Source organism: Amycolatopsis sp. NPDC005961 (genome assembly GCF_040629235.1).
GTDB classification, from domain to species: Bacteria; Actinomycetota; Actinomycetes; order Mycobacteriales; family Pseudonocardiaceae; genus Amycolatopsis; species Amycolatopsis camponoti.
Genome location: NZ_JBEXVF010000007.1, coordinates 178,700 through 198,569, shown reverse-complemented (window position 1 = coordinate 198,569; position 19,870 = coordinate 178,700). Strand labels below are relative to the sequence as shown.

General features: G+C 71.4%; 21 protein-coding genes. 11 read left to right on the top strand and 10 right to left on the bottom strand.

From position 1 onward, the window contains the following. Positions 1-6 precede the first annotated feature (6 nt). Both ABZ342_RS09300 and ABZ342_RS09295 read right to left on the bottom strand, forming a co-directional pair. Positions 7-741, bottom strand: a complete 735-nt coding sequence (locus tag ABZ342_RS09300; RefSeq protein ID WP_360470622.1) for a LuxR C-terminal-related transcriptional regulator — start codon at positions 739-741, stop codon at positions 7-9. A gap of 68 nt (positions 742-809) precedes the next feature. Further along, positions 810-1,478 (bottom strand): hypothetical protein, encoded by a 669-nt coding sequence (locus ABZ342_RS09295; RefSeq protein WP_360470620.1) that lies wholly within the window; start codon positions 1,476-1,478, stop codon positions 810-812. 125 nt (positions 1,479-1,603) lie between these two features. Here ABZ342_RS09295 and ABZ342_RS09290 point away from each other — a divergent pair, with 125 nt between their 5' ends. Together ABZ342_RS09290 and ABZ342_RS09285 are read left to right on the top strand one after the other, a co-directional pair. Next, on the top strand, positions 1,604-2,551 hold the full coding sequence (locus ABZ342_RS09290) for an NAD-dependent epimerase/dehydratase family protein (protein ID WP_360470617.1): 948 nt from the start codon (positions 1,604-1,606) through the stop codon (positions 2,549-2,551). Next, positions 2,548-4,722 (top strand): glycosyltransferase family 2 protein, encoded by a 2,175-nt coding sequence (locus ABZ342_RS09285; protein ID WP_360470615.1) that lies wholly within the window; start codon positions 2,548-2,550, stop codon positions 4,720-4,722. The genes ABZ342_RS09290 and ABZ342_RS09285 overlap by 4 nt, the downstream gene beginning before the upstream one ends. Here the strand turns inward: ABZ342_RS09285 and ABZ342_RS09280 are convergent. Continuing rightward, positions 4,652-5,149: a GtrA family protein gene (locus ABZ342_RS09280; RefSeq protein ID WP_360470612.1), complete on the bottom strand. Its 498-nt coding sequence runs from the start codon at positions 5,147-5,149 to the stop codon at positions 4,652-4,654. The genes ABZ342_RS09285 and ABZ342_RS09280 overlap by 71 nt on opposite strands. A 138-nt stretch (positions 5,150-5,287) precedes the next feature. Here ABZ342_RS09280 and ABZ342_RS09275 point away from each other — a divergent pair, with 138 nt between their 5' ends. Continuing rightward, a complete protein-coding gene (locus tag ABZ342_RS09275; protein WP_155549894.1) occupies positions 5,288-6,442 on the top strand; it encodes an NAD-dependent epimerase/dehydratase family protein in 1,155 nt (384 codons plus the stop codon). A gap of 44 nt (positions 6,443-6,486) precedes the next feature. On the opposite strand, the gene ABZ342_RS09270 is transcribed toward ABZ342_RS09275, so the two are convergent. Next, positions 6,487-6,846, bottom strand: coding sequence for a nuclear transport factor 2 family protein (locus ABZ342_RS09270; protein WP_360470608.1), 360 nt, complete (start codon positions 6,844-6,846; stop codon positions 6,487-6,489). Positions 6,847-7,038: 192 nt separating this feature from the next. Here ABZ342_RS09270 and ABZ342_RS09265 point away from each other — a divergent pair, with 192 nt between their 5' ends. Genes ABZ342_RS09265 through ABZ342_RS09255 form a run of 3 tightly spaced genes read left to right on the top strand, consistent with a single transcriptional unit; the run spans position 7,039 to position 8,845 of the window. Then, a complete protein-coding gene (locus tag ABZ342_RS09265; RefSeq protein ID WP_360470606.1) occupies positions 7,039-7,188 on the top strand; it encodes a hypothetical protein in 150 nt (49 codons plus the stop codon). 36 nt (positions 7,189-7,224) lie between these two features. After that, complete coding sequence (locus ABZ342_RS09260) at positions 7,225-8,028, top strand: helix-turn-helix transcriptional regulator (RefSeq protein ID WP_360470603.1); 804 nt, start codon at positions 7,225-7,227, stop codon at positions 8,026-8,028. A 43-nt stretch (positions 8,029-8,071) separates the two neighbouring features. Next, the gene (locus ABZ342_RS09255) at positions 8,072-8,845 is read left to right on the top strand and encodes an aldo/keto reductase (RefSeq protein ID WP_360470600.1); all 774 of its coding nucleotides are present in this window, start codon (positions 8,072-8,074) and stop codon (positions 8,843-8,845) included. Here the strand turns inward: ABZ342_RS09255 and ABZ342_RS09250 are convergent. From ABZ342_RS09250 to ABZ342_RS09225, 6 genes are all read right to left on the bottom strand, one after another. Continuing rightward, positions 8,842-10,713, bottom strand: coding sequence for a hypothetical protein (locus tag ABZ342_RS09250; protein ID WP_360470598.1), 1,872 nt, complete (start codon positions 10,711-10,713; stop codon positions 8,842-8,844). The genes ABZ342_RS09255 and ABZ342_RS09250 overlap by 4 nt on opposite strands. Before the next feature lie 119 nt (positions 10,714-10,832). After that, positions 10,833-11,711 (bottom strand): 3-methyladenine DNA glycosylase, encoded by an 879-nt coding sequence (locus ABZ342_RS09245; RefSeq protein WP_360470595.1) that lies wholly within the window; start codon positions 11,709-11,711, stop codon positions 10,833-10,835. Beyond that, positions 11,708-12,751, bottom strand: coding sequence for a hemolysin family protein (locus tag ABZ342_RS09240; RefSeq protein ID WP_360470592.1), 1,044 nt, complete (start codon positions 12,749-12,751; stop codon positions 11,708-11,710). Before ABZ342_RS09240 ends, ABZ342_RS09245 begins: the two co-directional genes overlap by 4 nt. Then, positions 12,748-14,094 (bottom strand): hemolysin family protein, encoded by a 1,347-nt coding sequence (locus tag ABZ342_RS09235; RefSeq protein WP_155549901.1) that lies wholly within the window; start codon positions 14,092-14,094, stop codon positions 12,748-12,750. The genes ABZ342_RS09240 and ABZ342_RS09235 overlap by 4 nt, the downstream gene beginning before the upstream one ends. A gap of 214 nt (positions 14,095-14,308) precedes the next feature. Beyond that, positions 14,309-14,875, bottom strand: coding sequence for a TIGR03086 family metal-binding protein (locus ABZ342_RS09230; protein ID WP_360470589.1), 567 nt, complete (start codon positions 14,873-14,875; stop codon positions 14,309-14,311). Positions 14,876-14,898: 23 nt separating this feature from the next. Next, on the bottom strand, positions 14,899-15,480 hold the full coding sequence (locus tag ABZ342_RS09225; protein ID WP_360470586.1) for a helix-turn-helix domain-containing protein: 582 nt from the start codon (positions 15,478-15,480) through the stop codon (positions 14,899-14,901). Between the two features lie 186 nt (positions 15,481-15,666). Between ABZ342_RS09225 and ABZ342_RS09220 the strand changes: the two genes are divergently transcribed. The 5 genes from ABZ342_RS09220 (at position 15,667) to pip (ending at position 19,867) form a co-directional block, all read left to right on the top strand. Continuing rightward, entirely contained in the window at positions 15,667-16,062 is a 396-nt protein-coding gene (locus ABZ342_RS09220; protein ID WP_360470583.1) for a hypothetical protein, read from the top strand. A gap of 13 nt (positions 16,063-16,075) precedes the next feature. Further along, positions 16,076-16,714, top strand: coding sequence for a DUF3558 domain-containing protein (locus tag ABZ342_RS09215; RefSeq protein ID WP_360470580.1), 639 nt, complete (start codon positions 16,076-16,078; stop codon positions 16,712-16,714). A 3-nt stretch (positions 16,715-16,717) separates the two neighbouring features. Further along, the gene (locus ABZ342_RS09210) at positions 16,718-18,088 is read left to right on the top strand and encodes a WXG100 family type VII secretion target (protein WP_360470577.1); all 1,371 of its coding nucleotides are present in this window, start codon (positions 16,718-16,720) and stop codon (positions 18,086-18,088) included. A 25-nt stretch (positions 18,089-18,113) separates the two neighbouring features. Beyond that, a complete protein-coding gene (locus ABZ342_RS09205) occupies positions 18,114-18,842 on the top strand; it encodes an ESX secretion-associated protein EspG (protein WP_360470662.1) in 729 nt (242 codons plus the stop codon). Positions 18,843-18,919: 77 nt separating this feature from the next. Next, positions 18,920-19,867 carry a prolyl aminopeptidase gene (gene pip, locus ABZ342_RS09200; RefSeq protein WP_360470574.1) on the top strand — a complete coding sequence of 316 codons (948 nt, stop codon included), beginning with the start codon at positions 18,920-18,922 and terminating at the stop codon, positions 19,865-19,867. Positions 19,868-19,870 lie beyond the last annotated feature (3 nt).

Here is a 19,870-nt window from a genome sequence, read left to right as displayed (position 1 = left end):
CGCTCACTAGCTGGCGCCGGACAGCCGGACCAGCAGCTCGGTGCGGCTGGTGAGGTCGAGTTTGCGGTAGATCTGCTGCAGGTGCTTCTGGACCGTCCGCGGGCTGATGCCGAGGCGGCGGGCGATCTCACGGTCGCAGGCGGCGCGGGTCACGGCTTCCGCCACCTGCCGTTCGCGGGCGGTCAGCAGTTCCGTGGCCGCCGCGTCGACCGGGTGGACCGGCGGTCGTTCCTCGCGGGCCAGCGCCTGGGCCAGGTGCGGCGCGAGCAGGTCGACCAGCGCCCGGTCGAGGGAGGAGAACCCGGGCCGTGACCGGCTGAGCGTCAGAATGCGCCCGGCGCGGTCGTCGACCTCGACCACGCACAGCAGCTGGTCGATCGTGCCGCGCGGGCGGTAGAAGTCCGTGTACAGCGGCAGTGCCCGCAGCGTGCGCAGGTCCGCCAGGTCGGTCAGCGCGGCCGACGTCCCCAGCGGCAGCCGCCCGCTCCGGTGCGCCGCGAACGCCGGGTGCCTGCTCACCTGCGCCCGGAACTCCGGGTGGCGCATCAGGTTGTCCTCCGGCCGCTCGGTGACCGCACCGGTCAGCCGCCGCGTCGTGTGCTCCGCGCTCGTGCACGACACGAAGTCGCAGCCGACCAGCCGGCCGAGCCCGGCGAGCCCGGCCGCCGTCCCCGCCGACCGGAACTCGCGCACGACTTCGAGGGCGCGGTCCAGGTGCCGCGCCGTCAGTTCACTGCCCACCGGTGATCCCCCTCGGCTCGTCCGGTGAAGAAAGACCCGGGCGAGCCGAGAGAGATACGAACCGGTGGTTACCGGGCGATCCGGACGTTCAGCGTGGTGTTCGAGCCGGCGCTGACCATCGACTGCGCGATGCTGCTGATCCCGGCCGCCGCGCTGTACTGGTTGTTGTTGCTGTCGTCTTCGTCGTCGGTGTGGAAGAAGCCCGACGAGTCGACCCCGGAGAACACCAGGTAGCCGAAGCCGACGTTCGGGAACGCCGTCGTCGTGGCCACCCCCGGCGCGAACAGGCAGAACCGCAGCAGCGTGTTGCTGTCGCTCACGTTCGGGAAGATGTTGCCCGAGAACGCATTGTTGTTGCTGTCGTCCTCGTTGTCGAACCGGCGCGAGAACTCCTGCGAGCCGTTCGGGCAGTTCGCGCCCAGCTTCAGCACCGCGTACGGCCGGAACGAGCCGGACTGCGTGACCCCGCGGAACGCGGCGCCGTTCACCCGGCAGAAGAACATCTCCGTGTTGCTCGTGCTGCTGACCGCCCCGATGAACCCGCCGCGCGAGTTCGCGTTGCCCGAGTCCTCGTCGTCCATCCGGATGACGATCGCCTCGGTCCCGACCGGGCACGACCGGCTCGCCGGGATGACGCCGACGTCGGTCGTCGCCGCCTGGGCGGGCGCGGCCGACACGGTGAGTACCCCGGCGAGCGAGGCGAGCAGCAGTGCCGGAACGGTGAAGAGTCGTTTCATGGTGAGCCTTCCTCCCCAATGCTTCATGACCCCTCAAGGACACCAATCCGGCCGGGGCGACGGCCATACGCAGTAGTGCGTACGCCGGGCCGGGCCCGCACAGGAACGGGAGGTAGGTTGACGCCATGTCGAGTGCGCACGATCCTGATCGGACGTCCGTGGTCGTGACCGGCGGCAGTGGCTTCATCGGCCGGGCCGTCGTGCGCGCCCTCCGCGACCGGGGCGTCCCGGTCACCGTCGTGGACCGCGTCCCGTTCCCGGACGACTCCGGTGACGTCCGCGTGGTGACCGGCGACCTGCGCGACGCGGACGTCCGCGAGGAGGCCGTGACGCGCGAGACCGCCGGGATCGTGCACCTCGCCGCGCTGACGTCAGTGCTGAAGTCGGTCGAGCTGCCTGAGGACACCTTCGCCGACAACGTCCTGGTGACCCAGGAACTGCTCGAGCTGGCGCGCCGTCTCGAGGTGCCGAAGTTCCTGCTCGCCTCGACCAACGCGGTGATCGGCGACGTCGGCACCGCGACGATCACCCCGGACCTGCCGCTGCGGCCGCTGACGCCCTACGGCGCCACGAAAGCCGCGTGCGAAATGCTGCTCTCGGGCTACGCCGGCGCGTACGGCATGACGACGTGTGCGTTGCGGTTCACCAACGTCTACGGCCCGGGAATGTCCCACAAGGACAGTTTCGTGCCGCGCATGATGCGCGCCGCGCTCACCGGCGGCGGGATCAAGATCTACGGCGACGGCCGGCAGCGCCGCGACCTCGTGCACGTCGACGACGTCGTCGGCGCGATCCTCTCGGCCTTCGACAGCGGCCACACCGGCCGCGCGATCGTCGGCGCCGGGCGCTCGGTGTCCGTGCTGGAGATGGTCGAGGCCGTGCGCGAAGTGACCGGCGCCGAGCTGCCCGTCGAGCACGTCGAGGCGCCGGCGGGGGAGATGCCCGCGGTGGTCGTCGACGTCTCGGCCAGCGCGGAGACCATCGGGTACCGCCCGGAAGTCTCGCTCACCGACGGCCTGGCGACGGCGTGGAAGTACTTCTCCGGCCTCGACCGTCCACACGCGACACCGTGACGGCGTTCCTCCGGCGGCACTGGCTGCTGCTCCTGCTCCTCGTCCCGGCGATCGCCCTCCGGGTGCTGACCTGGCTCGCGTACCGGCCCGCGCTGCTCTACATCGATTCGTTCCGCTACATCGACAACCTGCACGCGCTGCGCGCCGACCAGCTCGACCCGATCGGCTACGACCTCGTGTTGCGGCCGCTGCTGGCCGTCGGCGGGCTCGCCTGGGTCACGGCCGTGCAGCACGTCGGCGGCCTGCTCGTCGCGGTCGGGATCTACGGGCTGGTGCTGCGCCTCGGTGGACGCCCGTGGGTCGCCGCGCTCGCCGCGGTGCCGGTGCTGCTCGACGCCTACCAGCTGCAGATCGAGCAGAACATCATGTCCGAGGTCGTCTTCGAAGCCGTCGTGCTCGGCCTGCTCTGGCTGCTGCTCGGCTGGGGCACGCCGGGCTGGAAGCGCGCCGCTGCCGCCGGGCTGCTGCTCGGCTTCGGCGTGCTGACCCGGCTGGTCGGGATCTCCGTCGGCTTGCCACTGCTGGTGTTCCTGGTCGTCGCCGGGGGAGCGTGGCGGCAGTGGGCGGGCTGGCGCCGCGCGGGCGCCGGCGTGCTGGGACTGCTGGTCGTGCTCGTGCCTTACGCGGCGCGGGTGCACTCGGAGACCGGCAAGTGGGGACTGACCGGGCCGTCCGGGAACATGCTCTACGGCCGGACCGCCGCCGTCGCCGACTGCGCGAACCTGCACCTGGCGCCCGAGCTGCAGGTGTTCTGCCCGACGGAACCGCGCGCGACCCGGCTGGTGGACAACTACACCCACGCCGACCTCGACCCGAACTGGCCGGGACCGCTGCCGCCGGGTGCGGACAAGGCCGCGCTCGCGCACGAGTTCGCGATCGACGTCCTGAAGGAGCAGCCCGGCGACGTCGCCGAAGCGATCCTGAAGGACTTCTCCAAGAGCTTCGCCTGGACGCGCGAGCAGGACCCGACCGACGTCCCCCTGGACCGGTGGCAGTTCCAGCTCACCTACCCGCAGTGGGCCGACCAGTCGCTGATCGACCTCGTCACGCAGCAGAACGACGGCGTCGTCGCGAGCGTCGATCAGCCTCTGGCCCAGTTCCTCCGCGACTACCAGCTCGGCGGCGGTTACGTCCCGGGCGCGGTGCTCGGCATCGGCGCGCTGCTGGGGCTGCTGACGGTCTTCCGCCGCAAGAAGCCGCTGGACCCGGCCCGGGCGGGCGCGCTGCTGGCGGCGTCGAGCGGCTTGATCCTGCTCTTCGCCTCGGCCGTGTTCCAGTTTTCCTGGCGCTACCAGATCCCGGCCCTCGTGCTGCTGCCGCTGGCCGGGGCGCTCGGCTTCACGACGCTGACGTCGGCCAGCCGTAAGCGCCTCGCCGCGTTCCCCGACGACGTCGACTCCGGTGCCCTCGACGACTTCCGCGGCCGCCACCCCGAGCTGGAGCTGGCCCCGCTGACCGTCGTCATCGCGGCCTACAACGAAGCCGGCGGCATCGGCGAAGTCCTGGAGAAGATGCCGGACGAGTGCCTCGGCATGCGCGTCGACGTGCTCGTCGTGGTCGACGGCGGCACCGACGACACGGCGGCGATCGCCGAGGAGCACGGCGCGTACGTCTGCGTCGCGCCCCGCAACCGCGGCCAGGGCGCCGCGCTGCGCCTGGGCTACCACCTCGCGGCCGACGCCGGCGCCGACTACATCGTGACCACCGACGCCGACGGCCAGTACGACAACAGTGAGCTGGAAGCCCTGGTCAGGCCGGTCGTGGACGGTACCGCGGACTTCGTCACCGGGTCCCGGCGGCTCGGCCACGAAGAGGCCGACAGCCGGGTCCGGTGGCTGGGCGTGCGCGTGTTCGCGGTCCTGGCGTCGGTGCTGACCGGGCGGCGGATCACCGACACGTCGTTCGGCTTCCGGGCGATGCGGGCGGACCTGGCGTGCTCGGTTCCGCTCAACGAGCCGCAGTACCAGTCGTCGGAGCTGATGCTCGGGGTGACCGCGCGCGGAGCGCGGGTCGTCGAGCTGCCGATGAGCATGCGGCTGCGCAAGGCGGGCAAGAGCAAGAAGGGCGGCAGCGTCGTCTACGGCGCCAACTACGCCCGGGTCATGACGGGGACGTGGTGGCGGGGGTACGTGCTGCGCCGCGGCCGAACACGAGCCGGTCGAGCAGGGTGAACTTGACGACGAACACCAGCGCGTAACTGGCCACGTACGCGCCGTCGACGAGCACGACCCACCAGACGTGCGGCAGGTTCAGCGGCGTCAGCAGTGAGCCGGCCAGGGTCGTCAGGCCGATCGACGCGAGGCCGCCGAGGCCGATGACGGCCAGGTAGGGCAGCAGTTCGCGGCGTACGCGCGGGCGCCCGGTGCGGCCCCACACCCAGCGGCGCGTGACCACGAAGTTCAGCACCGCGCCGGCCGCCCAGGCCAGCGTGCTCGCCAGGGCCGCCGCACCGCCGGTGGCGAGCACCGCGAGCAGCACGACCTGGCTGACGACCGTGGCCGCGACGGACGTCGCCGCGGCGCGCGCCAGCCGGGCCCAGCCTCGGCGGCGGGTCTTCTCCGTTGTGCGGGGCCGCACGCCGTTGGTTACGGTCGTCATGCCCCCATCCTCCCCGCGGGCCCGTCGCGCCGCCGTCCGGGTCCCCTACGCATAGGAGATTCACAGCTCATTGCCAGGTCTTCATCAGCACGTGATCGATAACGTCGGGGGGCGTAAACGAGCAGGAAAGGCGGCACAATGCGAGTGCTGGTTCTCGGCGGTGACGGATATCTGGGCTGGCCGACCGCGTTGCACTTATCGGACAAAGGCCACGAGGTGGCCGTTCTCGACAATTTCGCCCGCCGCGGTTATGACGCCGAACTCGGCGTCGAAAGCCTCGTTCCGATCGAATCCCTGGCCGACCGCATCGCCGCGTGGCACGAAGTCTCCGGGCGCGTGATCAGCAGCTACGAAGGCGACCTGCTCGACGCGGAGTTCCTGTTCGAGGCGGTGCGCGACTTCGCGCCGGACACGATCGTGCACTACGCCGAGCAGCGGTCCGCGCCGTACTCGATGATCGACCGCGAGCACGCGGTGTACACCCAGCACAACAACGTGATCGGGAACCTGAACCTGCTCTACGCGATCGCGGAGATCGATCCGTCGATCCACCTGGTCAAGCTGGGCACGATGGGCGAATACGGCACGCCGAACGTCGACATCGAAGAAGGCTGGCTCGACCTCGAACACAACGGGCGCCGTGATCGTGTGTTGTTCCCGAAGCGGCCCGGGTCGTTCTACCACCTGACGAAGGTCCACGATTCGCACAACATCGAATTCACATGCCGCGCGTGGGGGCTGCGCGCGACGGACCTCAACCAGGGCGTGGTCTACGGCCAGCGGACGCCGCAGACGGCGCTCGACCCGCGGCTGTCGACCCGCTTCGACTACGACGCGGTGTTCGGCACGGTGCTGAACCGGTTCGTCATCCAGGCGGTGCTGGGCCAACCGCTGACCGTGTACGGCAAGGGCGCCCAGACGCGCGGCCTGATCGACATCCGCGACACCGTCGAATGCATCCGGCTCGCCGTGGAGAACCCGGCCGAGGCGGGGGAGTTCCGCGTCTTCAACCAGATGACCGAGAGCATGTCGGTGGCCGCCATCGCCGACCTCGTCGCCGACCGGTTCCCCGGGCCGGTGCAGATCGAGCAGCTGGAGAACCCGCGCAGCGAGGCGCCGGAGCACTACTACAACGTCAAGCACACCGGGCTGGTCGGGCTGGGACTGGAACCGCACCTGCTGTCGGACACGCTGATCGAGTCGATGTTCGACATCGTGGGCGCCAACAAGCACCGGGTGAACCCGGACAAGCTGCGCCCGACCGTGCGCTGGCGGGGCGCGCTGAAGAGCTGACGGTGCGGGCTCCCCCTGCCCGGGGGAGCCCGCACGCTTTTCGTTCAGCCCGGCATCTTGTCCAGGAACCCGTGCACCTTCGCGATCTTGCCGTCCCGCAGTTCGACGACGTCGAACCCGATGGCGACCGGCTCGGCGCCGGGCGTGCCGAGGTACCACTGGAACCGCGCGAGGTCGTGGTGCGCGTCGGGGTCGGCGGGCAGGCTGAAGGTCAGGCCGGCGAACTGCTGCTGCGCCCCGCCGACGAACTGATCGATCCCGTCGTGCCCGGTGACGGCCCCGAGCGGGTCGGTGTAGCCGGCGGAGTCGGTGAAGACGTCGGCGATGAGGGCGCGGCGCTTGTCCCCATCGGTCTCGTTCCAGACGGCGATGTACTGCTCGACGACGGTGCGGACGTCGGTCATGGGAAGCTCCTTCGGTTGGGGGACAACGGCTTTCGTCGTCCTGCGCTGAGACCCACTCTGCTGGCGCGGCAGCGGCTCGTCGATTACGCGGCAGGTAATGCGGTGGCGTTTCCCCGTCCGGGTTCGCGACACTCGGTCTCGTGGAAGAAGATCCGAACAGCGTGACGAGCGCGGAGCAGGCCCGCCGAGCTGATGCGGGCGTGCTACGGCGCCCGTGACGCCATCGACGCCGGAGCGCCGGAGGGAACCGACGATCCGGCCGAAGACGAGGTCCTCGACCTGATGGACCGGCTCGCCGGCTGGTGCCACCCGTCGTCGCGCCTGCCATTACCCCGGAAGTAATGGCAGCCACTCGGTGATCGCCGTAGCGTCGCTCGCGTGACGACTACGGTGCAGGCGCGGCAGCGGCCCGTCGGGGAGCTTCTCCGGGAATGGCGTGACCGGCGCCGGATCAGCCAGCTCGACCTGGCCATCTCGGCGGACATCTCCACCCGCCACCTCAGCTTCGTGGAGACCGGGCGCTCCAAGCCGAGCCGGGACATGGTGCTGCGCCTCGGCGAGCACCTCGACGTGCCGCTGCGCGAGCGCAACCGGCTGCTGCTCGCCGCCGGCTTCGCGCCCGCCTACACCGAGAACGCGCTGGGGGACCCGGAGATGAGCGCCGTGCGCCAGGCCGTCCGGCAGCTGCTCGCGAGCCACGATCCCTACCCGGCCGCCGTCGTCGACCGGAACTGGAACCTCGTCGACGCCAACACTGCCATCGGCCTCTTCGTCACCGGGATCCCGCCCGAGCTGACCACCAACGTCCTGCGCGCGACGCTGCACCCCGACGGCATGGCCCCGCACGTCCTCAACCTGGGGGAGTGGCGCGCCCACCTGCTCGGCCGGCTCCGGCGCCAGGTGGACCAGACCGCCGACCCCGGCCTGACCGGCCTGCTCGACGAGCTGCGCGGCTACCCGTGCGACCAGCCGGTGCCCGAGGTGGAGGTCCCTGGACCGGGTGACATCTTCGTGCCGCTGAAGTTCCGCCACGAGGGCACCGACCTGACGTTCTTCAGCACGGTGGCCACGTTCGGCACGCCACTGGACGTCACGGTCGCGGAGCTGGTCATCGAGTCGTTCTTCCCGGCCGACCCGGCGACGGCCGCATATCTGCGCGAGCGGGCCGCGTCGGTGGAATGATGGAGGACATCCGCGCAGCATCCGACGTGAGGATCACCGGTAGATGGCCGTCCCGCCTTCGCTCGCCCTGTCCGACGGAGTCCGCATCCCCCAGCTGCTGTTCGGTGTCGCGGGACTGACCGTGTCCGAAGTCGGCCGCGCCGTCCGCATCGCCCTCGACACCGGCTACCGCGGCTTCGACACCGCGCCGGGGACCGAGGCGGCGGTGGGCGACGCGCTCGCCGGCGTGCCCCGCGACGAGCTGTTCGTCAGTTTCAAGGTGCCCGCCCAGGGCTATGACGCCGCTCGCCGGGCCGCCGACCAGGCGCTGGCCGCGCTCCAGCTCGAACGGGCCGACCTGTGCCTCCTGGACGGCACGAAAGGCGCCTTCACCGACACCTGGCGCGCCGCGAGCCGGCTTCGCGCCGATGGCCGCGTCCGCGCGGTCGGCGTCGCCGGGTTCGGGGTGGCGGAGCTGCGCCGGCTGATCGACGCCACCGGCGCGGTCCCGGTGCTGAACCAGGTCGAGCTGCACCCGTGGCTGCAGCAGCTGCCGTTGCGGGAGTTCCACACCGAGCGCGGCATCGTGACCGCCGCGTCGAGCCCCGCCGCCAACGCCGGCCTGCTGGCCGACGAGACGGTCACCGCGCTCGCGGCGAAGTACGGCAAGACACCGGCCCAGATCGTGCTGCGGTGGCACCTGCAGGCGGACACGGTCGCCGTGGCGGCTTCGGCCACGACGACCCGGACCCGCGAGAACTTCGGGATCTTCGACTTCGAGCTGGCCGACGACGACCTCGCCGTGGTGGCCGAGCTCGACAACGGGACGCGCGTCTAGGCCTTGATCCCGGCGGCGGCGAAGTCGGCCTGCTGGGCGGGCTGCTCGAGGTACTCGCGGAAGGTCTGGGCCGCGCGGAGCGCGGTGTCGTCGATGCCGTTCCCGGTCAGCCCGACGAACGGGTAGTCCGCCGAGCGCGCGTTCGCGACCGACTGGGCGGGGGAGCCGATCATCTCGGGTTTCTTCGTGGTCAGCTCGCTGATCCAGTAGGTCGACTCGGGCAGCCACGCGGCCGGCAGACCGCCGATGGAGTCCAGGTTCGTGCGGCCGACCAGCGCGTCGAGCACCTGCGAGGACGGCTTGGCCTCGATCATCACGTGCACGCACTGGCCGTGGACGACGGTCGCGGCCTGGTTCCAGCGGTCGGCCGCGGCGGTGAGGGGCTTCTGCGCGCTCGGGGTGACGATGATCCGCATGTGCGAGGTGCCACCGGAACAGCTGGCGGCCTGCGCCTCGGCACGGCTGTTGAGCTCACTGTCGGCCCAGTTCCAGCCGATGACACCGAGCCCGATCAGGGCGGCGAGCACGGCGCAGGCGATCGGCCACCCGGCGATCCGGCGGCGCGGGGCCTTCTTGCCGACGATCCGGTGCGACCCGGTCGCGTCGCCCTTGCCGAGAGTCCGGTGCGAACCGGTGCCTTCGCTCTTCCCGGCGGGAGCGGTGGAGTCACTGCGGCCAGGAACGCGACGACGGCCGGTCTGCTCACCCTCGGCGGCTTCCGCGCGACGGCGGCCCCGGCGCGACGTGCTTTCGCCGTCGCCGGTGACGTCTTCGCGTTCGAGGGTGCGGGGGGAGCTGGTGCTTTCGCCCGGGACGGCGGTCCGGACGGCCCCGGACGCCTCGCTGCGGGCGGTGATCGGGTAGTCGCCGGAGGCCTCGCCGTGCCGGGTGATGACCTCGGTCCGCTCGGCGGCGGACTCTTCCGGCCGGACGCCGGGAGAGGCCTTCCCCCGGCGGCGGCCGCCACCTTCGCCTCGGCGGCTGCTGGGAGCTTCGCCGCGACTCGCGGCGGGCTGGGAGCCGGAGGGCTCACCGCGCCCGATGACGGGGTAGGAGCCGGAGGCTTCGCCGCGGCGGCCGGTGGGAGCTTCGCCGCGACCGGCGATGGGGTGCGAGCCGGAACCTTCACCGCGCCCGGCGACCGGATAGCCGCCGGAGGTGTCGCCACGGCGGCCTGCGGCGGGCTGGGAGCCGGAAGTCTCACCGAGTCCGGCGGCCGGGTAGGAATCGGGGGCCTGACCGCGGCGGCTCTTGGGAGCCTTGCCGCGGCCTGTGGCGGGCTGGGAGCCGGAGGTCTCACCGCGCCCGATGGCCGGGTACGAGCCGGAGGCCTCACCGCGCCGGCCGGTGGGAGCTTCACCACGGCCCGCGACGGGGTGCGAGCCGGAAGCTTCACCACGCCCGGCGGCGGGGTAGGAACCAGACGCTTCACCACGGCGGCCGACACCGGGAGCGTCACCACGCGCGGCGGCCGGGTAAGAGCCAGACGCTTCACCGCGACGGCCGGCGCCGGAAGTGTCACCGCGCCCAGCGGCCGGGTAGGCCCCGGAAGCCTCGCCGCGGCCCACAACGGGGTACGAACCGGACGCCTCACCCCGGCGGACGGCCGGGTACGAACCGGAAGCCTCGCCGCGGCCCACGGGCTCGCCGCCCCCGGAGACGAAGTAGCCCGAGGAGTCGCCGCGAGGGGCGCCGCGGCCGGCGATCCCGAACGCGGCCGAGATCGAACTGCGCTTCGGGGTTCCCTGACCGGCGACCGGGTAGGCGCCGGAAGCCTCACTTCGAGGAGAGTTCGAGGCCTCGCCCGGCGCCCCGGCACGGTCGTGGGGGTGCGGCACGGGCTCGTCGTCCCGGGTGTGTCGCCCCATCGTCCGTCGTCCTTTCCGCGTCCGCGCATGTCAAGTACGCGCTGCGATGCAATGAAACCGTTATCACCCTAACAGGTGAGTATCAGAGAGAGAATAATCTGACTCACAGTGGCGCGTACTCAGGGTGCTGCGCTGACCAGGCGATGGCAGTGCGCGATCAGCCGAGCACGGACCGGCGCCGCCCGCCGGGCGAAATCGCCTTGGGCCCGGGCGTATTCGGCGCGCCCGGCGGCCGTTTCGATCCGCACCGGCGGGTAGCCGAGCGCGACCAGGTCGTACGGGCTCGCCCGCATGTCCAGCGTCCGGATCTCGACGGCCAGCTCGAACGCGTCCGCCACCAGCTCCGCCGGCACGAACGGATCGAGCTTGTAGGCCCATTTGAACAGATCCATGTTCGCGTGCAGGCACCCCGGCTGCTCGAGTGCGACCTGCGTCTCCCGCGACGGCGTCAGCTCGTTGCGCGGGCGGGCGTCGTCGGTGAAGAACCGGAACGCGTCGAAGTGCCCGCACCGGATGTCGAGCGACTCGACGACCTCGTCCGTGCCCGCCGAGCCGAGCCGGAGCGGGACCTGGTCGTGCCGCACCGAGTCCGCCGGCTCGCGGTAGACCATCGCCCACTCGTGCAGCCCGAAGCAGTTCAGCCGCGGCGCGCGGGACGCCGTCGCGCTCAGCAGGCCGAGGACGAACTCGGCCGTCCGTTTCTTGCCTTCGGTGAAGCCCGCGGGATCGAGGACCACGCCGTCGGCGGTCTCGACGTAGCCCTTGCGGTCCAGGAAACGCCGCGCCGCGGGCCCGGCGAGGGCCACGCCGGGTCCGGGCTGCCACCGCTGCAGGTGCGACGGCCGGTGCGAGTAGTAGGTGAACAGGAAGTCCAGCACCGGGTGCTTCTCGCCGCGCGAGCGCCGCTCCTGGTGCGGGACCGTCCACCGGCGCATCCGCTCGACGTGCGCCGCCTCCCGGGCCAGCCAGTCCGGTTCGGCGAGCACGTCGGCGGTCATGCGCCCACGTGGGTTCCGTCGCGGACGGTGCCCACGTACTCCTCGACGAGGTCCTCGAGCGCGACGACGCCGACGGCGTTGCCCGCGATGTCGAGCGCCCGGGCCAGGTGACTGCCTTCCTTGCGCATCGCCGAGAGCGCGACGTCGAGCCGGGCGTCGGCGCGCAGCTCGGTGAGCGGGCGCGTCTTCGAGTCGGGCACGATCGTCGCCGGGTCGAGGCCGGCCAGGTCGAGGACGTCCTTCACGTGGATGTAGCCGGTCAGCCGCCCGTCGTCGGTGCACACCGGGAACCGCGAGAAGCCCGTGGAGGACACCGCGCGCTCGACGTCGCCGACGGTCGGCCCGCAGGGCAGCGTCGTCAGCTCCGCGGTCGGCACCAGCACGTCGGCCACCGTCTTCTGCACCGACGACAGCGTCTGGGTCAGCCGCCGGTGTTCGGACTGGTCGATCAGGCCTTCGCGCCGCGACTCGCTGAGCAGCTCGGCCAGCTCGTCGGAGGTGTAGGCCGTCTCCAGCTCGTCCTTCGGCTCGACCTTGAACGCGCGCAACAGCGAGTTGGCGACGAAGTTGAGCAGCCAGATGAACGGGTTGGCGAGCTTGACCCACGCGACGTGCACTGGCACCAGCCACAGCGCGAGCCGCTCGGGCTCGGCGATCGCGAGGTTCTTCGGCACCATTTCGCCGATCAGGACGTGCAGCACGGTGATGAACGCCAGCGCGATGGCGAACGAAACCGCGTGCAGCAGCGTCTCGGGCAGCCCCAGCAGGTCGAAGAACGCCGAGAGCCGGTGCGCGATCGCGGGCTCGCCGAGGCGGCCGAGCAGCAGCGAGCAGATGGTGATGCCCAGCTGCGCGCCGGCGAGCATCAGCGACACGTGCTTGCTCGCGTTGATCACGATCTTCGCGCGGGTCTTGCCCTGCTCCAGGAGCGCTTCGAGCCTGTCGCGCCGCGAGGAGATCAGCGTGAACTCCGCGCCGACGAAGAAGGCGTTGGCCAGCAGCAGGACCCCCACGAGGGCGATGTTCAGCCAGTCGCTCACGAGGCCACCTCGGCTACCGCGGGTTCTTCGACGGTCCGGACCGGGGCCACCTCGACCTCGGCGATCCGGCGCTTGTCCATCGCGGTGACGGTGAGCCGCCAGCCGTCGACCTCCGCGGCGTCCCCTTCGGCGGGGATCTTGCCCAGCCGTTCGAGGATGAGCCCGGCGATGGTTTCGTAGTCGCCGTCCGGCATCCGGAACCCGGTGACGTCGGTGATCTCGTCGGCGCGCAGCTGCCCGGACACCAGCCAGCTGTCGGTGCCGACCTGCTGCGACGCCGGGCCTTCGTGGTCGTCGTGCTCGTCGCGGACGTCGCCGATGATCTCCTCGACGACGTCCTCCAGGGTCACGAGCCCGGCCGTGCCGCCGTACTCGTCGACGACGATCGCCAGCTGGAAGCGGGAGTCGCGCAGCCGGTTGAGCAGGTCGTCGCCGGGCAGGGACTCGGGCACGGTCGGCACGGGGCGCATGACGGACCCGATCGGCACGTTCGCCCGCTCGGCGGCGGGCACGGCGAAGGCCTGCTTGACGTGCACGGCGCCGCGGACGTCGTCGAGGTCCTCGGCGTGCACCGGGAACCGCGAGAACCCGGTGCGGCGCGAGATGTCGATGAGGTCCTCGATGGTGTCGTCGATCGCGAGCGACTCGAGCTGCACGCGCGGGGTCATGAGCTCCTCCGCGGTGCGCTCGCCGAACCGCAGCGAGCGGTCCAGCAGCTCGGCGGTCGACGTGTCGAGCGTGCCGCTTTCGGCGCTGGAGCGCACGATCGAGCCCAGTTCCTGCGGCGAGCGCGCGGACCGCAGCTCTTCCTGGGGCTCGACGCCGAACTTGCGCACGAGGAAGTTCGCGCTGTTGTTCATGATCGTGATCAGCCAGCGGAACAGCGCGGAGAACCGCGAGTGGTAGCCGGTGACGGCGCGCGCGGTCGGCAGCGGCCGGGCGATGGCGAGGTTCTTCGGCACCATTTCGCCGAGGATCATCGACAGCGACGTGGCGATGACCAGGGCGAGCACGACCGACGCGCCCGAGGCGAACGCCTCGGGCAGCCCGACGCCGGTGAGCAGCGGCCGGACGAGCTCGCCGATCAGCGGCTCGGCCAGGTACCCGGTGATCAGGGTGGTCAGCGTGATCGCGACCTGGGCACCGGAGAGCTGGAAGGACAGCGTCCGGTGGGCCTTTTGGACGGCCAGGGCACGGCGGTCGCCGACCTGGCGGACGTTGGCCTCGACGGTGCTGCGCTCGAGCGCGGTCAGCGAGAACTCGGCGGCGACAGCGAGTCCGGTGCCCACGGTCAGCAGCACGAAGAGGAGGACGCCGAGCACGGCGAACAGGATCTGGGTCATTCCGCACCCGCCCGGTCGGCGGGGGAAGAACCTATCGGACAGCCGGGTCGGTCACCCGGCTCGGTACTGTCACCAGGTGACTGCGCTGCGCGCACGAAACGGTCACTCCCAGCAGTGAATCGGTGTGTACTGCGATTATCCGACAATCTTAACGTGTCCCCGGCGCCGGCCGCGGGGATATCGGTGTGTCGGCGCGCTCACCTCGGCGGGTGATTCACCGCGGGTCCCGCCCGAGCAGGGCCACGAGCCGCGCGGCCGGGGCCGCGTCGCGGGGGACCGGGACCGGCGGGGCGAAGATGCCGAGCCCCTGCCACTCGTCCACCCACGGCCGGACGACGTCGAGCAGCCGTTCGGCGAGGTCCTCGGTCACCGGGCCGGGCAGGCCCAGCGCCGTCGCGAGGTCCCAGGCGTGCACGGCGGCGTCGATCGTCATCTGCCAGCCGTACTCGCGGGCGGGGAGCAGCCCGGTCGACACGTGCACCGCGCGTTCAAGGACGCCGTCGTCGAGGAAGGCTTCGCGGGCGGCTTCGGCGGCCGCGTCCCAGGCGGACACCGGGTCTTCGCCGAGAACGTCGCCGTCGTAGCGGTCGCCCACATCGTCCAAAGTGGCGCCGGCCAGCAGGGCGGGCGCCCAGAGCTGCTCGGCCACGAGGTGGTTCACGAGGTCGCGGACCGTCCACTCGGTACACGGCGTCCGATGGCCCCAGCCGGCTTCGCCGGCCGCGTGCACCGCGTCGCCGAAGGCCCGCAACGCGTGGCCGTGCGCTTCGAGAAGATCCACGCGGGCCATTCGACCACGACGGATCAGCCGGCGCCCGGCCGGTGCCGCCGCACGGTCTCCTCGACGAGGTCGAGCACCGGTCCGAGGCCGGCGGCGGGCAGGCCCATGGCCAGGTGCGAGACGAGTCCTTCGAGGACTAGCTCCAGGAACGCGGTGAGGATGTCGACGTCGACGTCGTCGCGCAGGATCCCGGCCTCGCGCTGGCGCAGCAGCCGCAGGCGCGTGGCGGTGGTCAGCTGCTCGGAGCGCTCGGCCCACCGGCCGCGGAACTCCGGATCGGTGCGCAGCCGCCGGGAGACCTCGAGGCGGGTGCCGAGCCAGTCGGCGGGGTGGTCACCGCCGGCGAGGAGGTCCCGCATGACCTGGACCAGGCCCTGCTCGGCAACGACGTCGGCCATCCGGATGGCGTCGTCCTCGGCGAGGGCGAGGAAGAGCGACTCCTTGTCGCGGAAGTGGTGGAAGATCGCGCCCCGGGAGAGCCCGGTGGCTTCCTCCAGGCGCCGGACTGTGGCACCTTCGTAGCCGTAGCGTGCGAAGCACACGCGCGAGCCGTCGAGGATCTGGCGCCGTCGTGCGTCGAGGTGATCCTGGCTTACGCGTGGCATCCTGAAATCCTGGCACCGCGGACCGGGATCTCGCAATCCGTACGTACGTACTGTGACCCGGAGTGCCCGGGAACCGAACCGAAGCCCCCATCGTCGGAACGTTGCGCCGATTCGCTGACACGGCGTGAGACAGTTGGCTAATCTTTGCACCATCACGGTGGGTGAACTGAGGGGAAGGTGCGGGGCGTGATCATCGGCGAAGCCGGGCAGGCGGCACAGGCGCTCTGGGGCGACGTTCTCTCCACGCCCGGACGCGTGTACGGCGGCGGGGGCAAGGGTGGCCAGTTCAAGATGGACCCCGACGAGCTGTCTTCGGTGATCAGCCAGTGGGAAGACGTCCTGGACAAGATCGTCGAAGACGGGAACAAGATCCAGAGTCTCGTCTACGCGCCCAAGCTGGCGCCGGGTGAAGACGCGGTCAGCGGGAGCTACGCCTCGACCACCTCGGACTCGATCGCCGCTCTGCAGCGGCAGAACGATTCCATGCGCAAGTACGCGCAGGAGTACATCAAGAAGCTCAAGGCGGCGCAGACGAAGACCGTGGCGACCGACCAGGACATGTCCGGCACCTTCAAGGCATAGGCGAACCGATCTCGTGCGAAGCGAAATCCGCGGCCTGGCCGCGCTCCTGATCGTCTCCGCGGGACTCGCGGCGGGCTGTACCTCGACGACCGGCGGTGCCGCGTCTCCCGCGCCGAGCGCGCCGGCCTCGACGAGCGCCCCCGCCGCGGATCCCGACGTGCCCAAGGTGACCCAGCCTGCCCTCGACGCCGGCAAGTACGCGACCGACACCTGCGGGCTGCTGCCCGCGGACGTCCTGGCGTCCCTGCGGTACACCGACGCCGGCAAGTACCAGGCCGGTGGTGACACGCCGCTGACGGCGGCGGGCCCCTCCTGCGCGTGGAAGATCAGCGGCGAAGGCATCGGCCTGCAGGTCATCCTCGGCACCGGGAACCGCGACCACGGCGCGGGTGGACTGGCCGGCACCTATGCCGCGTACCGCGAAAAGAAGTTCGTGCGGTTCCTCGAACAAGCTCCGGACGTCGAGGGCTACCCGGCCGTGTACGCCGACATCCAGGACGAGCGCACGAGGGGCACCTGCACCTTGGTCGTCGGCATCGCCGACGACCTTTCGTTCAGCGTGCAGGCGCAGGGATACCAAGGGCAGGACGACTCCTGTGCGGCGGCGAGCCAGGCCGCGTCCGGCGTCGTCAAGACACTCAAGGGGGCATGACGAGTGGACGGCAAGCAGATCTACGACAACTTCCGGCAGGGCGATACGTCCGGCCTGCGTCAGACGGCGGAGACGGTCCAGTCGCTGTCCGACGCCTACATGGAGCGCGGGGCGAGCATCAAGGCGCTCCAGACGCGGATGGTGAGCTCGTGGAGCGGGGACGCGGCCGACGCCGCGAACGCCGGGGCCGGTCCGCTGGAACAAGCCTTCGCGCAGACCGCCGAGCCGCTCGACGTCACCAAGGCTTCCGTCGACTCGCAGGCCAGTGCCTTCGACCACTCGAGCAGCTCGGTCGTGGAGATCCCGCCGAAGCCGGACAAGCCCAGCCCGTGGAGCATCGGTCTCAAGGCCGCCATCCCGATCGCCGGGCCGTTCATGGCCAAGGACGACATCGACGACTACCAATCCGGCATCGCGAAGTACAACGCGGCGAACGAGACCAACGTTCGCGTGATGGACCAGTACAGCAGCGTCACCAGCGGTACCCGCGCGGTGCTGCCGACCGACTACGGCGTCCTCGAGTCCGATGGCGCTTCCATCGCCGTCAACAAGCCCGGCGGCCCCGGGCCGGTGATCGTCGACGAGCACAAGTGGTACCCGGAAGGCGGGGGCGGTGACCCCGGTGACGACCGCACCTCGACCTCCAGCGTCGACCCCGGCCGCACCGGTGGTCCCGACAAGCCCGGCGGCACCGGAGGGACCGGAGGCACGGGCGGGACTGGCGGCACTGGTGGAACGGGAGGCACCGGAGGCACCGGCGGAACGGGAGGCAGCGGCGGAACGGGCGGAACGGGCGGCGACGACACCACCCACACCACCGGCTCCGGCCGCCCGACGCTCCCCACCGTGCCGACCCGGCCCGGGCAGGCCACCGACCAGCCGGGCAAGACCCCGCCCGGGACCGGGGGCGTGGACTTCTACCCGACCAACACCGGCGGTGGGGGCGGTCAGAACTACTCGAACACCTTCGGCAACGATCCCAACTCCAGCACCGGCGGTCGCGGGCCGACGAGCGGGAACGCCGGCAGCCGGCTGCTCGACTCGAACGGCCGCCCCATCGGCGAATCCGGTAGCGGGTCCGGCCGCGGCGGTGGCGCGGGCGGCAGCGGGTCCGGGGCCGCGGGGGAGCGCGGCCTCGGCGGCGGCCGTGGCTCCGGCATGGGCAGTCTCGGCAACGCCGCCGCCGCGGAGGCCGCCGCCGCGCGGTCGGCGGCCGGGCGGTCCGGGCAGATGGGGCCCATGGGTGCCGGGGGCCGCCGGGGCGAGGGTGAGGAAGATGATGAGCACCAGCGGCCGGACTTCCTGATCGAGGCGGACCCGGACGCGATCTTCGGTACCGACCAGCGGACCAGTCCGCCGGTCATCGGCGAGTAGGCGGGTGGACGTGGCAACAGGCCGGGTGGACGTTCCGGTCGAGGCTCTGGCCGCACTGGCCGAGCGCGAACAGGTCGGTCAGCTGCACATCACCCTGCGCCCGGAGCCGCTGTGGCTCTCGGACGAGGAGCGCGACGAGGCCGGCAAGCGGGTCGACGCCGCGCTGGCCGAAGCCGGGCTGGTCGACGTGCGCGGGCGGGCCACCGTCGACTTCCTCGACTGGCTCCCGCTGCTGGTGAACCCGGCGCGGGAGTGCTACGGCTGGGTCGGTGTCGACGGCCGGACGTACGGCGTGCTAGCGGCCGCGAAGGGCCTGCAGGCGATCCTGGCCGTCTCCGACGGGACGCAGGTCGGCGTCCAGGAGATCGACCGGAACCGGCTCGCCGAGTCGCTCGTCGAGCAGCTGCCGCCGATGGGGGCCGGCGGCGGCCACCCGCGCGCCGTGCGGGTGGCGGACCTGAGCGAAGCCGCCCGCCGCGGTCAGGAGGCCTACCCGCTCGACCCGGCGATCGCCGACGTCGTCAGCCTCGTGCAGCGCCCGGTCTCGGGCAGCGGCGAGCTCTACGTCGGCCGCCGGGACGACGTCGGGCGCCACACCTGCCTGCAGCAGCCGTTGCACTACGCCGACACGGACTGGGGCCGCTACCTCAGCTACACCTCCGGCGCGGGTGACGACGCCGTGATCCACATCGGCCCGGCGGGCCCGCGCGAACTGGCCGACACGCTCATGGAGCTGGCCGGCGCCCTCGTCTGAGCGGAAAAGCCCGCGCATCGAGCGCCGTTCGCGGCTAATGTGACAGCGCTGTTGTATTCCGCGGGAAGGACGCGCTGATGGCTGGGCTGTACCCCGAGATCGACCCCTGCGACCACGGCCTGCTCGACGTCGGCGACGGGCACGAGATCTACTGGGAGACCTGCGGGAACCCGGACGGCAAGCCGGCGCTCGTCGTGCACGGCGGGCCCGGCACCGGGTGTTCGACGAACCTCCGCCGCTACTTCGACCCGGCGAAGTACCGCGTCGTGCTCGTCGACCAGCGCGGCTGCGGCCGCAGCACCCCGCACGCCGGCGCCCCGGTCGCCGACCTCTCCGCCAACACCACCGACCACCTCGTCGCGGACTTCGAGCTACTCCGGACGCGGCTCGGCATCGGGAAGTGGCTGCTGTTCGGCGGTTCCTGGGGCTCGGTGCTGAGCCTGACGTACGCCCTGCGGCACCCCGAGCGGGTCAGCGAGATGGTCCTCATGGGACTGGCGACCGACCGCTTCATCGAGATCGAGATGCTCATCCGCGGCCTGGGAGCGTACTTCCCGGAAGCCTTCGAGAAGTTCCGCCAGGGCGTGCCGGAGAGCGAGCGGGACGGCGACCTGTCCGCCGCCTACCACCGGTTGCTGATGGATCCCGATCCGGCGGTCCACCACCAGGCGGCCGACGACTGGTGCGCCTGGGAGGACGCGATGCTCCCGGGCGTGCCCGCGTACAAGTCCTTCGAGGACCCGGCCTACCGGCTCTGCTTCGCCCGGCTGGTCACGCATTACTTCAGCAACCGGGCCTTCCTCCCCGACGGTGAGATCCTGCGCTCCCTCGGCAAGCTCGCCGGCATCCCGGCCGTACTGGCCCAGGGGGTGCTCGACACGAGCAACATGGTCGGCACGCCCTGGCTGATGCACCACGCTTGGCCGGGCAGTGAGCTGGTGCTGCTGGAGAACATCGGGCACTCGACGCAGGACGCCCCCATGCAGGACGTGCTCGTCGGCGCGACCGACCGCTTCGCGCGGTGAAGG

Bases quoted from the DNA above. Each gene is read 5' to 3' on its own strand.
- ABZ342_RS09295 (WP_360470620.1), bottom strand. From the start codon at position 1,478: ATGAAACGACTCTTCACCGTTCCGGCACTGCTGCTCGCCTCGCTCGCC.
- ABZ342_RS09290 (WP_360470617.1), top strand. From the start codon at position 1,604: ATGTCGAGTGCGCACGATCCTGATCGGACGTCCGTGGTCGTGACCGGC.
- ABZ342_RS09280 (WP_360470612.1), bottom strand. From the start codon at position 5,149: ATGACGACCGTAACCAACGGCGTGCGGCCCCGCACAACGGAGAAGACC.
- ABZ342_RS09275 (WP_155549894.1), top strand. From the start codon at position 5,288: ATGCGAGTGCTGGTTCTCGGCGGTGACGGATATCTGGGCTGGCCGACC.
- ABZ342_RS09270 (WP_360470608.1), bottom strand. From the start codon at position 6,846: ATGACCGACGTCCGCACCGTCGTCGAGCAGTACATCGCCGTCTGGAAC.
- ABZ342_RS09265 (WP_360470606.1), top strand. From the start codon at position 7,039: ATGCGGGCGTGCTACGGCGCCCGTGACGCCATCGACGCCGGAGCGCCG.
- ABZ342_RS09255 (WP_360470600.1), top strand. From the start codon at position 8,072: ATGGCCGTCCCGCCTTCGCTCGCCCTGTCCGACGGAGTCCGCATCCCC.
- ABZ342_RS09250 (WP_360470598.1), bottom strand. From the start codon at position 10,713: ATGGGGCGACACACCCGGGACGACGAGCCCGTGCCGCACCCCCACGAC.
- ABZ342_RS09245 (WP_360470595.1), bottom strand. From the start codon at position 11,711: ATGACCGCCGACGTGCTCGCCGAACCGGACTGGCTGGCCCGGGAGGCG.
- ABZ342_RS09235 (WP_155549901.1), bottom strand. From the start codon at position 14,094: ATGACCCAGATCCTGTTCGCCGTGCTCGGCGTCCTCCTCTTCGTGCTG.
- ABZ342_RS09225 (WP_360470586.1), bottom strand. From the start codon at position 15,480: ATGCCACGCGTAAGCCAGGATCACCTCGACGCACGACGGCGCCAGATC.
- pip (WP_360470574.1), top strand. From the start codon at position 18,920: ATGGCTGGGCTGTACCCCGAGATCGACCCCTGCGACCACGGCCTGCTC.